At 67.0% G+C, this 12622-nt stretch carries 13 protein-coding genes; 10 read left to right on the forward strand and 3 right to left on the reverse strand.

The window, feature by feature from the left end; all coding sequences use genetic code 11:
• Positions 1–100 precede the first annotated feature (100 nt).
• The 3 genes from SPHME3_RS0101045 (at position 101) to SPHME3_RS0101055 (ending at position 3348) form a co-directional block, all read left to right on the forward strand.
• The gene (locus SPHME3_RS0101045) at positions 101–1255 is read left to right on the forward strand and encodes an acyl-CoA dehydrogenase family protein (RefSeq protein ID WP_017977711.1); all 1155 of its coding nucleotides are present in this window, start codon (positions 101–103) and stop codon (positions 1253–1255) included.
• A gap of 354 nt (positions 1256–1609) precedes the next feature.
• Entirely contained in the window at positions 1610–2965 is a 1356-nt protein-coding gene (locus tag SPHME3_RS0101050) for a DEAD/DEAH box helicase (RefSeq protein WP_017977710.1), read from the forward strand.
• A gap of 116 nt (positions 2966–3081) precedes the next feature.
• Positions 3082–3348, forward strand: coding sequence for a hypothetical protein (locus SPHME3_RS0101055; RefSeq protein ID WP_017977709.1), 267 nt, complete (start codon positions 3082–3084; stop codon positions 3346–3348).
• Between the two features lie 351 nt (positions 3349–3699).
• Here the strand turns inward: SPHME3_RS0101055 and SPHME3_RS0101060 are convergent, their stop codons facing one another.
• The gene (locus SPHME3_RS0101060) at positions 3700–4365 is read right to left on the reverse strand and encodes a nitroreductase (RefSeq protein ID WP_020486370.1); all 666 of its coding nucleotides are present in this window, start codon (positions 4363–4365) and stop codon (positions 3700–3702) included.
• Between the two features lie 74 nt (positions 4366–4439).
• Here SPHME3_RS0101060 and SPHME3_RS0101065 point away from each other — a divergent pair, with 74 nt between their 5' ends.
• Positions 4440–5609 carry an acetyl-CoA C-acetyltransferase gene (locus SPHME3_RS0101065; protein WP_024310448.1) on the forward strand — a complete coding sequence of 390 codons (1170 nt, stop codon included), beginning with the start codon at positions 4440–4442 and terminating at the stop codon, positions 5607–5609.
• Positions 5610–5836: 227 nt separating this feature from the next.
• Positions 5837–6619 carry an SDR family NAD(P)-dependent oxidoreductase gene (locus tag SPHME3_RS0101070; protein ID WP_017977706.1) on the forward strand — a complete coding sequence of 261 codons (783 nt, stop codon included), beginning with the start codon at positions 5837–5839 and terminating at the stop codon, positions 6617–6619.
• Positions 6620–6749: 130 nt separating this feature from the next.
• Here SPHME3_RS0101070 and SPHME3_RS0101075 read toward each other — a convergent pair whose 3' ends face one another.
• Entirely contained in the window at positions 6750–7529 is a 780-nt protein-coding gene (locus SPHME3_RS0101075; protein ID WP_017977705.1) for a crotonase/enoyl-CoA hydratase family protein, read from the reverse strand.
• A 170-nt stretch (positions 7530–7699) separates the two neighbouring features.
• Between SPHME3_RS0101075 and SPHME3_RS0101080 the strand changes: the two genes are divergently transcribed.
• Together SPHME3_RS0101080 and SPHME3_RS0101085 are read left to right on the forward strand one after the other, a co-directional pair.
• Entirely contained in the window at positions 7700–8125 is a 426-nt protein-coding gene (locus SPHME3_RS0101080) for a PaaI family thioesterase (RefSeq protein WP_017977704.1), read from the forward strand.
• A complete protein-coding gene (locus SPHME3_RS0101085; protein WP_017977703.1) occupies positions 8122–8517 on the forward strand; it encodes a PaaI family thioesterase in 396 nt (131 codons plus the stop codon). The genes SPHME3_RS0101080 and SPHME3_RS0101085 overlap by 4 nt, the downstream gene beginning before the upstream one ends.
• A gap of 160 nt (positions 8518–8677) precedes the next feature.
• Here the strand turns inward: SPHME3_RS0101085 and SPHME3_RS0101090 are convergent, their stop codons facing one another.
• Positions 8678–9817: a PQQ-dependent sugar dehydrogenase gene (locus tag SPHME3_RS0101090; protein WP_017977702.1), complete on the reverse strand. Its 1140-nt coding sequence runs from the start codon at positions 9815–9817 to the stop codon at positions 8678–8680.
• Between the two features lie 173 nt (positions 9818–9990).
• Between SPHME3_RS0101090 and rimP the strand changes: the two genes are divergently transcribed.
• The 3 genes from rimP to SPHME3_RS0101105 are packed head-to-tail and all read left to right on the forward strand — an operon-like array spanning position 9991 to position 12423.
• The gene (rimP, locus tag SPHME3_RS0101095; RefSeq protein WP_017977701.1) at positions 9991–10560 is read left to right on the forward strand and encodes a ribosome maturation protein RimP; all 570 of its coding nucleotides are present in this window, start codon (positions 9991–9993) and stop codon (positions 10558–10560) included.
• A 1-nt stretch (position 10561) separates the two neighbouring features.
• The gene (gene nusA, locus SPHME3_RS0101100) at positions 10562–12193 is read left to right on the forward strand and encodes a transcription termination factor NusA (protein WP_017977700.1); all 1632 of its coding nucleotides are present in this window, start codon (positions 10562–10564) and stop codon (positions 12191–12193) included.
• Positions 12193–12423, forward strand: a complete 231-nt coding sequence (locus tag SPHME3_RS0101105) for a tautomerase family protein (RefSeq protein WP_017977699.1) — start codon at positions 12193–12195, stop codon at positions 12421–12423. The genes nusA and SPHME3_RS0101105 overlap by 1 nt, the downstream gene beginning before the upstream one ends.
• Positions 12424–12622 lie beyond the last annotated feature (199 nt).

The following is a 12622-nucleotide window of genomic DNA, read 5'->3' on the forward strand; positions in this document are numbered from 1 at the left end:
GAACGGCAGGGGTTTCCGAGGCTGTCCGTAACATTTGTTATTTTGACTTGACGGGGGCGCCTCTCGCCCGCAGCCTCAACCCAAACACAAGGAGAGGATCATGACGCTGGACGATGTCGCGGGCCGCAGCGCCTATGATGGGGATCACGAGGCGTTCCGGCAGAGCGTACGCCAGTTCCTGCGCAAGGAAGGCGTACCCCATGTCGCCGAGTGGGAAGCGAACCGGCTGGTGCCGCCCGCTTTCTGGCGCGCGGCGGGGGCGGTCGGGATGCTGTGCCCGACGGTGCCGGAGGAATATGGCGGGCTGGGCCTCGATTTCGGCTATAACGCGATCGTCAACGAAGAGCTGACCTACAATGGCGTGCCCGCGGGCTTCACGCTGCAATCGGACATCGTCGTCGGCTATCTGGAGCATTACGGATCGGAGGAGCAGAAACGCCATTGGCTGCCGCGCATGGTGTCGGGCGAGACGATCACCGCGATCGCGATGACCGAGCCGGGCACGGGCAGCGACCTCCAGTCAATCCGCACCACCGCGAAGCGCGACGGCAACCACTACGTCCTCAACGGCAGCAAGACCTATATTACCAACGGGCAGAACGCCGATCTGGTGCTGGTGGTCGCCAAGACCGATCCCGACGCCAAGCCCGCGTGGCGCGGCATGTCGATCATCCTGGTCGAGGCGGAACGCGAGGGCTTTCGGCGCGGCCGCAAGCTCGACAAGATCGGGCAGGAAGCGGCCGACACGTCCGAATTGTTCTTCGACGACGTGCGCGTGCCGATCACCAATTGCTTAGGGGAAGAGGGCAAGGGCTTCGTCTATCTGATGAGCCAGCTGCCGCAGGAACGGCTGTCGATCGCGGTCGGCGCGCAGGCGTCGGCACAGAAGGCGTTCGACGATACCGTCGCCTTCACCAAGGACCGCAAGGCGTTCGCCGGCGTGGTGTTCGACTTCCAGAACACGCGCTTCGTGCTGGCGGGCATCAAGACGAAGTTGCAGGTCGGCTGGGCGCATCTCGACTGGGCGATCCGCCGGCATCTTGCGGGCGAGCTGACCAACGAGGAAGGTGCAGCGGCGAAGCTGTGGCACACCGAATTGCAATGGGAGGTGCTCGACGCCTGCCTCCAGCTGCACGGCGGCGCGGGCTATATGAACGAATATCCGATCGCGCGGGCGTGGCGGTCGGCGCGCGTGACGCGAATCTACGGCGGCACGAACGAGATCATGAAAGAGGTGATCGGGCGGGCATTGTAATGTCGTCCCGATAGCCTGCCCGTCATTGCGAGCGCAGCGAAGCAATCCAGAGCCGCGCGCGATACGCTCTGGATTGCCGCGTCGCTTCGCTCCTCGCAATGACGCGGTCTGTGGTGCGACGTGGCGCGCAAACCAAGGCCAGCCATCTTGACTTTTGCGGCAGTGCAGCGCACATGCCGGGCCATCGAGGCGTCATGCAGCGTGAACGGGTTGGCCCTGCCACCCCCGGCTCCGCCTCGGTCGTTAGCTGAAGGCTTCCCTTTTCACGCGGGGTGTCGGTTTCCCCCGCCGCACCGGCGTGCCCTCTCCTTCGGACGGCGCGCTGGCGAGGCCGTTTTTGAAGGTTGTTAATCCATGTCATTCGCTCATCTCGGCCTCGCCGAGCCGCTCGTCCGTGCGCTCGAGGCCAAGGGCTATGCCACCCCCACGCCGATCCAGGCGCAGTCGATTCCGATCCTGCTGGAAGGCAATGATCTGCTCGGTATCGCGCAGACCGGCACCGGCAAGACCGCGGCGTTCGTGCTGCCGTCGATCCAGCGCCTAGTCGCCGCGCAGAAGCGCGTTCTGCCGACGCATGTCCGCATGCTCGTCCTCGCGCCCACGCGCGAACTCGCCAGCCAGATCGCCGACAATGCGCGCGGCTATGGCCAGTTTTCCAAGCTCAGCGTCGCGACCGTGTTCGGCGGCACCAGCATCAATAAGAACCGCCAGGACCTGAGCCGCGGCGTCGACATTCTCGTCGCGACGCCGGGCCGCCTGATCGACCTGGTCGAGCAGGGCATGTGCAACCTGTCGATGATCGAGATCCTGGTCCTCGACGAAGCCGATCAGATGATGGACCTCGGCTTCATCCACGCGCTCAAGAAGATCGTGCGGATGATCCCGCGCAAGCGCCAGACGTTGTTCTTCTCGGCGACGATGCCGACAGCGATCCGCGATCTCGCCGGCCAGTTCCTCACCAACCCGAAGACCGTGTCGGTGGTGCCGGAATCGACCACCGCCGAGCGCGTCGACCAATATGTCACCTTCGTCAACCAGACGGAGAAGCAGGCGCTGCTGACGCTGGTGCTGCAGGACCCGGCGATCGACCGCGCGCTCGTCTTCACGCGCACCAAGCATGGCGCCGACCGTGTCGTGAAGCTGCTCGCCGGCAACGGTATCGCGGCCAACGCTATCCACGGCAACAAGAGCCAGGGCCAGCGCGAACGGGCCTTGGGTGAGTTCAAGGACGGCAAGACCAAGGTACTGGTCGCCACCGATATCGCCGCGCGCGGCATCGACGTGTCGGGTGTCAGCCATGTCGTCAACTTCGAGCTGCCGAACGTCGCGGAACAGTACGTCCACCGCATCGGCCGCACTGCGCGCGCGGGCAACAGCGGTATCGCCATCGCCTTCTGCGCCGATGACGAGCGGCCGTACCTGAAGGACATTGAGAAGATCACGCGCCAGAAGGTGACCGTGCGTCCGCTGCCGGACAATTTCACCGGCCTCGCCAACGAGATCAAGGCGACGCGCGTCAAGGCGATCGGTGCGGACCCCGCACCGCGCGCCGACCTGCCGCGCGGCCAGCGCCAGCCGGCCCGCCCGCGCGCGACGCATGCGCCGACCGCGACGCGCAATTACGCCAACGCCAGCCGTCGTGGCGGCGGTGGCGGCCGCGGCCGCTCGGGCGGCGGTGGCCGTGGACAGGGTGCCGGCGCCGCGCGTTGATCCCCCTCCCTTCGCGATTTTAATGACGGCCCGGCGAGCATCCCTCGCCGGGCCGTTGTCGTATCCGGCAACCGCCGCGGCCGTTCGCGCATTGTCCATGTCAAAGGAGAGCAGCCATGGACGTGTCGACCACTCCCGTCGCCGAACGGATCGCCCGCGTGCTGGCGGGGCAGCGGATCAGCGTGAATGCCGGCGGCGATACCGAAAGCGCGAGCGATCAGGTGGATAGCGCGTGGCGCGATTACCTGCCCGATGCGCTGGCGGTGCTGCGCACATTACGCGAGCCGGACCAGCGCATGGCCGCGGCAGGCGACCCGGCGGTGTGGGAACGGATGGTGCTGGCGGCGATCAAGGAGTCGAAGCCGGAGCGAGTGGTCCTGTAGCCCCCGTCACCCCGGACTTGATCCGGGGTCCCGCTTCTAGGGCCGATCGACATTCACCGTCGTGATGAAGTTTTCGACGAGCGGAAAGACATGAAGAAAAGGGAGTTTTGTTCGCGCGGAGGCGCGGAGGACGCAGAGGTGTCGCGTTTGCCGCGCGAGCGGCCTGTCTATCTCGGTCGAGGTCAAGGCGGAGCGTTGCCACGCGCGCGACACCTCCGCGTCCTCCGCGCCTCCGCGCGAACCGTCTTGTCTTCACCTCTTCGTATCTTGGCGTCAGTGAATGTCGATCGGTCCTAAGAAAGCCGGTAAGGAACGTCACCCCGGATCGAGTCCGGGGCGACAAAAATCCCCTTACGCCACCACGCTCAGCCACTCGTCCGCCGGCGCCCGCTCGCTGCGTAGCGCATTGGCCAGCGCCTCCGTATCCTCGAATCCGATCGCCACGCCGCAGAACAGCATCCGGCCCTCGGGCAAGTCCAGAAACCGCCCCACCGTCTCGGGATACATGGCCCAGCATTCCTGCGGGCAGGTCGCCAGCCCCGCCTCGACGGCGAGCAGCATCAGCGTTTGCAGATACATGCCGAGGTCTGACCATTGCGGCGGCCCCATGCGCCGGTCCACCGAGCAGAAATACGCCGCCGGTGCCCCGAAAAAGCGATAATTGGCGGCGAACCAGCGCCGGCGCCCTGCCTTATCCTCCCGCGGAATGCCGAGCCGATCGTACAGCGCCTCCCCCACCGCAAAGCGCCGGCCGCGCCACGGGTCGTCGAGCTCCGGCGGATAGATGGCGTATTGCGGTGCCTCGCTCGCCCCGCTCGCCAGTCGATCGGCCATGAGGGCTTTCAGCCGCGCCATCGCGTCGCCCTGCACGATCTGCACGTGCCATGGCTGAAGGTTGCCGCCCGAGGGCGCCCGTGCTGCGGCCTCCGCAAGGTCCCGCAACTGCGCCAGCGGCACCGGCGTATCGAGGAATCCGCGCACCGATCGTCGTGCCGCCACCGCTTGTCGAACGTCCATCGTCACCCTCTTGCGCTTTGCCATGGATTACGCGACACATCGCCACAATAACAAGAGTTATGGAGAGCGAAGCGATGGCGGAGGCCTATATCGTCCAGGCGGTGCGGACCGCGGGCGGACGGCGCGGCGGGCGGCTGGCAGGCTGGCACCCGGCAGACATGGCGGGGGCGACGCTCGACGCGATCGTCGGACGGAGCGGCATCGATCCCGCCGCGATCGAAGACGTCATCATGGGCTGCGTCAGCCAGGGCGGCGAGCAGAGCTTCCAGGTCGGGCGTGGCGCGGTGCTCGCCTCGTCGCTGCCGACCAGCGTGCCCGCCGTCACGATCGACCGCCAGTGCGGATCGTCGCAACAGGCGATCCAGTTCGCCGCGCAGGCGGTGATGAGCGGGACGCAGGACGTCGTGATCGCCGCGGGCGTCGAAAGCATGACGCGCGTGCCGATGGGATCGACCGGCGCGCTGTTCGCGCAAGCCGGCCTCGGCAAGGCGAAGAGCCCGCGACAGGAGGCGCGCTTTCCCGGCGTGCAGTTCAGCCAGTTCATGGGCGCGGAGATGATCGCGCGCAAATACGGTTTCGACCGGGCGCAGCTCGACGCCTATGCGCTCGAAAGCCATCGCCGCGCTGCTGCGGCGACCGAGGCTGGCGCCTTTGCCGACGAGATCGTCGGGCTGGAGGTGGAGACGCCTGAGGGAACGGTGATCCACGACCGCGACGAGGGCATCCGCTACGACGCGACGCCGGAAAGCATCGGCGCGGTGAAGCTGTTGCAGGAGGGCGGCTCGATCACCGCGGCCAACGCCAGCCAGATCTGCGACGGCGCGAGTGCGGTGATGGTTGTGAGCGAGGCAGCGCTGAAGGCGCATGGCCTGACGCCCCTGGCCCGCATCCACAATTTGACCGTCACCGGCGGCGATCCCGTCGTGATGCTGGAAGAGCCGTTGTTCGCCACGGATCGCGCCTTGCAGCGCGCCGGCATGCGGATCGATGACATCGACCTGTACGAGGTGAACGAGGCGTTCGCGCCGGTGCCACTCGCCTGGTTGCAGCATACCGGCGGCGATCCGGCGAAGCTCAACGTCAATGGCGGGGCGATCGCTCTCGGCCATCCGCTCGGCGCGTCGGGCACGAAGCTGATGGCGACGCTGGTCCATGCGCTGCACTCGCGCGGCGGGCGGTACGGCTTGCAGACGATGTGCGAAGGCGGCGGCATCGCCAACGTCACGATCGTCGAGCGACTGTAACCCAGTCCTCCCCCGCCAGGGGGAGGGGGACCGTTCGGCGTCAGCCGAATGGTGGAGGGGGCGGACGGCGGTACGTTCCGAAACGAAAGGCGCCGTCACCCTCCCCCTCCGTCAGCTGCGCTGCCACCGTGCGAGGTCGATCATGCCCCCGGCATGATCTTGAACGGCCGGGGGCCGTTCATCCTCACACGCCCTGGCGGGGAAGGACTGAAAGAAGGACAGGGTCTATGCATATCACGAACACCACCGCCGCGGTCGTCACCGGTGGCGCATCCGGCCTCGGTGCCGCCACCGCACGCGCGCTGGCGGCAAAGGGCGCGAAGGTCGCGATCTTCGACCTGCAACGCGACAAGGGCGAGGCGCTCGCCGCGGAGATCGGCGGCATCTTCTGCGAAGTGAACGTCACCAGCGACGACAGCGTCGACGCCGGCTTCGCCAAGGCGCGCGAGGCACATGGGCAGGAATCGGTGCTGGTCTGCTGCGCCGGCACGGGCAATGCGGTGAAGACCGCCAGCCGATCGAAGGAAGACGGCAGCATCAAGCACTTCCCGCTCCAGGCGTTCGACTGGCTCATCCAGATCAACCTCGTCGGCACGTTCCGCTGCGTCGCCAAGTCCGCGGCCGGCATGCTGACGCTGGATCCGGGCGAGCATAACGAACGCGGCGCGATCGTGATGACCGCCAGCGTCGCGGCGGAGGACGGCCAGATCGGCCAGGCGGCCTATTCCGCATCGAAGGGCGGCGTCGTCGGCATGACGCTCCCCATCGCACGTGACCTGATGGGCGAAGGCATCCGCGTGAACACGATCCTGCCCGGGATCTTCGACACGCCGCTGCTGCAGGGCGCGCCGCAGCCGGTGAAGAGTGCACTGGCGGCCAGCGTGCCGTTCCCGAAGCGGCTGGGCGATCCAGCGGAATATGCACACCTCGCCATGACGTTGATCGAGAACGGCTATTTCAACGGCGAGGATATCCGGCTCGACGGCGGTATCCGCATGGCGCCGCGGTAAGGCGGCCGTCCCGCACCCACCCTCACCCTTCCCACGACCTGACGGCCGCGGGCCCCTTCCCTCTCCCGCCGGGAGAGGGAGGGAGGCGCGCAGCGCCGGAAGGGTGAGGGCGGCTGCGGGACGTCGCCCCTCAATCCACGAACACCGGCGCCCGCTTGCCCATGTTCGCCGCGACCGCCTCCATCATATTGGGCTTGCCGATCACCTTCAGCTGTTCGGCCGTCTCTGCCTCCAGCATCGCGCGCGGGTCGGCGTCGTGCGCCATGTTGAGCAGGCGCTTCGCCCCGCGGATCGCATGCGGACTGCGACCGGCGATCTCGCGCGCCAACGCCATGGCGGCCTCGTAAGGGTCGTCCGCCAGCCGCGTGACGAAGCCGTGGTGCAGCGCCTCCGCCGCATCGAATTCGCGCGCGGTATAGACCAGCTCGCGTAGCACGTCGTCGCGCACCAGCCCGCGCCAGATCGGGAAGCCCGCCATATCGGGCACCAGCCCCCAATGCGTCTCGCGGATCGCAAAGCGCGTGTCCGGTGCAGCGATGCGGATGCAGGCGCCCGACATGATCTGGAACCCTCCGCCGAAGGCGACGCCATGCACCGCGGCGATCACGGGCATCGGCAGCTGGCGCCAGCCCCAGGTGACATGCTGCGGCAGGATGCTGCCCTGGTCGTTGCGTGCGATCCCCGTGCCGGACCCGCCGCGCGCCATGCTCGCCATGTCGAGGCCGGCGCAGAACCCCCGCCCCTCACCCGACAGCACGACGCAGCGCACGTCGGTGCGATCGTGCAGCGCGTCGATCGCCGCGCCGATGGATTCGAACATCGCAGGATCGATCGCATTCATCTTGTCGGCCCGCGTCAGGCGGACGTCGGCAATGCCGTCGGTGATGGTCGTGGTGACGCGGTCGTTCATGGCTCTCTCCCAAATCCTGCCCGTTCGCCCTGAGCCTGTCGAAGGGCAGGTGGCGGCCACCGTGCTTCGACAGGCTCAGCACGAACGGCGTGCAGATGCGTTCATGCTTTACCGCACGCTACCTGCTCGCCCCGCGTTGCGCCACCGGGCGCGGCGTGTAGAGACGGGGCATGAGCGGTTTCAACTTAGAGGCGTTCATGGCGCATCGCTTCGGCGGCCATGGCGGCGCAGTGGGTATCACCTATCACGGCAGGGACGACGATTGGGTCGAACTGGCCTTGCCCTACGATGCGCGGCTGATCGGCGATGTCGACAGCGGCGTCCTCGCGTCCGGCCCGATCATCGCGCTGATGGACATGGCGACCAGCGTCGCGGTCTGGATCAAGCGCGACAAGTTCGCGCCCCAGGCGACGCTGGACCTGCGCGTCGATTATCTGCGGCCCGCGGTGCCGGGGCGGACCGTGATCGGGCGCGGCGAATGCCTGAAGCTGACCCGCTCGATCGCCTTCGTCCGCGGCATCGCGTATGATGAAACGCCCGACGATCCGCTGGCGCATGTCGCCGGCACCTTCATGCTGATGGACCAGATGGCATGAACACGCAGCACGCTTTGCCGCCCTATGCCGAGATGCTCGGCGTAACGCTGGAGCCACGCGACGGCGCCGCACCCCTGCTGGTGATGCCCTTCCGCAACGAGGTGCTGGGGCGGCCCGGCTTCCTGCACGGCGGTGCGATTTCGGGCCTGCTGGAGGTCGCGGCGATCGTATCGTTGCAGCATGCGCTGGCCGAAGAGGGTGGCGGGCGGATCAAGCCGGTCAACGTCACCGTCGACTTCATGCGCGGCGGCCGCGACAAGCCGACGCATGCTGAGGGGATCGTGACGCGGCTCGGCACGCGCGTCGCGAACGTCGAAGCGATCGCCTGGCAGGACGACCGCGACAAGCCGATCGCGCACGCGCGGATGAACTATCTGGTGGTGCGGGACTGAGCCAATTCCTCCCTCGGCGCAGCCGGGGGAGGGGGACCGCGGCCGTCAGGCCGTGGTGGAGGGGGCGTTTCCGCGAACGCCACGCTCACCGTATCCTCCCCCTCCGTCACCGCTTCGCGGCGCCACCTCCCCCTGGCGGGGGAGGAATTATCTACGCCCCTTACCGCGGCGTCAGCCGGATCAGCCGCCCCTGCGATTCGCCGCCGTCCTCGATCACCCAGATCGCGCCATCCGGCCCCTGCTCCACGTCACGGATCCGTGCGCCCATCGGCCATTGGTCGGCCTTCTTCGCAGTCTGCCCGTCGAGGTCGACGCGGACCAGCGACTTGGACGACAGGCCACCGATGAAGGCATCGCCCTTCCACGCCGGGAAGAGGTTGCCCGAATAGATCATCAGCCCGCCCGGCGAGATCACCGGGTTCCACCACACCTTGGGCGGTTCGTAGCCGTCGCCGGGGCGGTGATCGGGAATGTCGCGGCCGTCGTAATGGCTGCCGTTCGATGCATTGGGCCAGCCGTAGTTGCGCCCGGGCATGATGAGGTTCAACTCGTCGCCGCCCTTCGGCCCCATCTCCTGCTCCCACAACCGCCCCTGCGCGTCGAACGCGATGCCGAGCAGGTTGCGGTGGCCATAGCTCCACACCTCCGGCGCAAAGCCCTTCGCCACCAGCGGATTGCCCGGCGCGGGCTTGCCGTCGAGCGTCAGGCGCAGCACCTTGCCCAGCGTCGCCTGCGGGTCCTGCGCCGGCGTGAACTTCTGCCGCTCGCCATTGGTGAAGAACAGGCTCTGGCCATCGGGCGCGAAGGCGATGCGGCCCGAATAATGGCCGTTACCCTCGACGAAGGGCCGCGCCTGGAACAGCGCCTCGATCTCGCCCAGCCGTTCGCTCGCCCCTTCGCCGCGCAGCCGGCCGCGCGCGAGCACCACGCCCTTGCCGCCCTGACCGGCGGTCGAATAGCTGAAATAGATGCGCTTGCTGGTCGCGAAATCGGGCGCGGGCACCACGTCCATCAACCCGCCCTGCCCCGCCGAATCGACGGGCAGCGTCGCGATCGTCTGGCGGCGCTTGCCGTCGGCCGACAGCAGGATCATCTGCCCGGCCTTTTCGGTGACGAGGATGCGATTGTCCGGCAGGAACGCCAGCGCCCAGGGGGAGACGAAATCGGCGACCACCGTCTCGCGGAACGGCTTGGCACTGGGCGGCGTCTCACCGGCCTGCGCGCCCTCCCCGGTCGCGGGGGCGTTGCCCGAACAGGCGATCAGGACCACTGGCAGGGCGGCGAGCAGGTGCAGGCGCATGAAAGTCTCCCTTTTTATCGGTGCAGCGAACGCACGGGCCCGCACGATGGATGCTTGTTTCTATGCGGGGGCCGGCGTATATAGCCGCTGCCTTCTCTAACATCGTCAGGTGAAAGAGGCTGCGGGGGACCCCTTCCGCGGCGGCGAACACGCATATCTGTTTTGGAGCCCGCATGGCGGACATCGCCCTTCTGACCGCATTGATCGAACCCGAAGCCAAAGCGCTGGGTTTCGACCTCGTGCGCGTGAAGATGTTCGGCGGCAAATCCGACCCCACGCTCCAGATCATGGCCGAACGGCCCGACACCGGCCAGCTGACGATCGACGATTGCGCCGATCTGTCGCGCCGCATCTCGGACGTGCTCGACGCGCTGGAGGCCGAGGGCAAGGATCCGATCGAGGACGCCTATCGCCTCGAAGTGTCGTCGCCCGGCATCGACCGCCCGCTCACCCGCCCGCAGGATTACGTCAATTGGGCGGGGCATGAGGCGAAGGTGACGCTGGTCGAGAAGATCGACAACCGCAAGATCCTGACCGGCGATCTGGTCGGGATCGAGGGCGACAAGGTGACGATCGACGTGCGCGGCTATCAGCCGATGACCGTCGGCCTCGACCAGATCCATGACGCGAAGCTGACGATCACCGATCGCCTGCTCGCCGCCACCGCGCCGCTTTCCAGCGAAGGCGCGGACGAATTCGAAGAAACAGACGACACCGACGCATCCAACGAAGGACAGCAGTAAGATGGCCACCGTCGCCACCGCCAACCGCGCGGAACTGATCGCGATCGCCAATTCGGTCGCATCGGAAAAGATGATCGACAAGAGCATCGTGATCGAGGCTCTTGAGGAAGCGATCCAGCGTGCGGCCAAGACCCGCTACGGCATCGAGAACGACATCCGTGCAAAGCTCGACCCGCAGACCGGCGACCTGCGCCTGTGGCGCGTCGTCGAGGTGGTCGAGGCGGTCGACGATTATTTCAAGCAGGTCGACGTCAACCAGGCGCAGAAGCTGCAAAAGGGCGCGACCGTCGGCGACTATATCGTCGATCCGCTGCCCCCGATCGAATTCGGCCGCATCCAGGCGCAGGCGTCCAAGCAGATCATCTTCCAGAAGGTCCGCGACGCCGAGCGCGAGCGCCAGTATGAAGAGTTCAAGGATCGTCAGGGCGAGATCATCACCGGCGTCGTCAAGCGCGTCGAGTTCGGCCACATCGTCGTCGATCTGGGCCGCGCCGAAGGCGTCATCCGCCGCGACCAGCAGATCCCGCGCGAAGTCGTCCGCGTCAACGACCGCATCCGGTCGCTGATCCTCAACGTCCGCCGCGAGAACCGCGGACCGCAGATCTTCCTCAGCCGCGCGCACCCCGACTTCATGAAGAAGCTGTTTGCGCAGGAAGTGCCCGAAATCTACGACGGCATCATCACCATCCAGGCCGCCGCGCGCGATCCGGGCAGCCGCGCCAAGATCGGCGTCATCAGCCGCGATTCGTCGATCGATCCGGTCGGCGCCTGCGTCGGCATGAAGGGCAGCCGCGTCCAGGCCGTCGTGCAGGAAATGCAGGGCGAAAAGATCGACATCATCCCCTGGTCGCCCGACACCGCGACCTTCGTCGTCAACGCGTTGCAGCCTGCTTCGGTCAGCCGCGTCGTGATCGACGAGGAAGAGGACCGGATCGAGGTGGTCGTGCCCGACGACCAGCTCAGCCTCGCCATCGGTCGCCGCGGCCAGAACGTCCGCCTCGCCAGCCAGCTGACCGGCAAGGCGATCGACATCCTGACCGAAGCCGATGCGAGCGAAAAGCGCCAGAAGGAGTTCGTCCAGAATTCCGAGATGTTCCAGAACGAACTGGACGTCGACGAGACGCTGGCGCAGCTGCTGGTCGCCGAAGGCTTCGGCGCGCTGGAAGAGGTCGCCTATGTCGAGCTGGACGAACTGGCCGGCATCGAGGGCTTCGACGAGGACCTGGCGCAGGAACTGCAGAGCCGTGCGCAGGAAGCGCTCGACCGCCGCGAGGCCGCCGCGCGTGACGAACGTCGTGCGCTGGGTGTCGAGGACGCGCTCGCCGACATGCCGTACCTGACCGAAGCGATGCTGGTCACGCTCGGCAAGGCGGGCATCAAGACGCTCGATGACCTCGCCGACCTCGCCACCGACGAACTGGTCGAGAAGAAGCGCGCCGAGCCGCGTCGCCGCAACGAGGACGCGCCCAAGCGCCCCGAACCGAAGGGCGGTATCCTCGCCGAATACGGTCTCAGCGACGAGCAGGGCAACGAGATCATCATGGCCGCGCGCCAGCATTGGTTCGAGGACGAAGCGCCGGCAGCCGCCGATGCCCCCGCCTCGACCGACGCGTCGGAGGGTGAGGAGGCCTGATGCCTTTCGTCTCGATCCGACTGGCCGGCTCCGCGACCAAGGAGCAGAAGGCAGGGGTCGTCGCGGACGTGACGGCCAGCCTCGTCACGCGCCTCGGCAAGAACCCCGCCGCGGTCCAGATCGTGATCGAGGAAGTGTCGACGGAGAATTACGGCGCCGGCGGTCAGCTGATCGCCGACCGCGATGCGCCCCAAGTGCGGGAGGACGCTGATGCGGTTCCCTCGCAATGAGACGCTGACGGTTCAACGACGCTTTGTGAGGGGCGACTCGTTCGCCCTTCCCTATCCGTCATCCCCGCGCAGGGCCCCCATCGAAGTATTACTTCGATGGGACCCTAGGCGGGGATCCAGACTGGCTGACCTGGCGATTTCGTCGTTGGCGGTAGCGCGTCTGGATTCCCGCCTGCGCGGGAATGACGGAGTGGGTCTG

This window comes from Sphingomonas melonis DAPP-PG 224 (assembly GCF_000379045.1).
Lineage (GTDB): Bacteria > Pseudomonadota > Alphaproteobacteria > Sphingomonadales > Sphingomonadaceae > Sphingomonas > Sphingomonas aquatilis.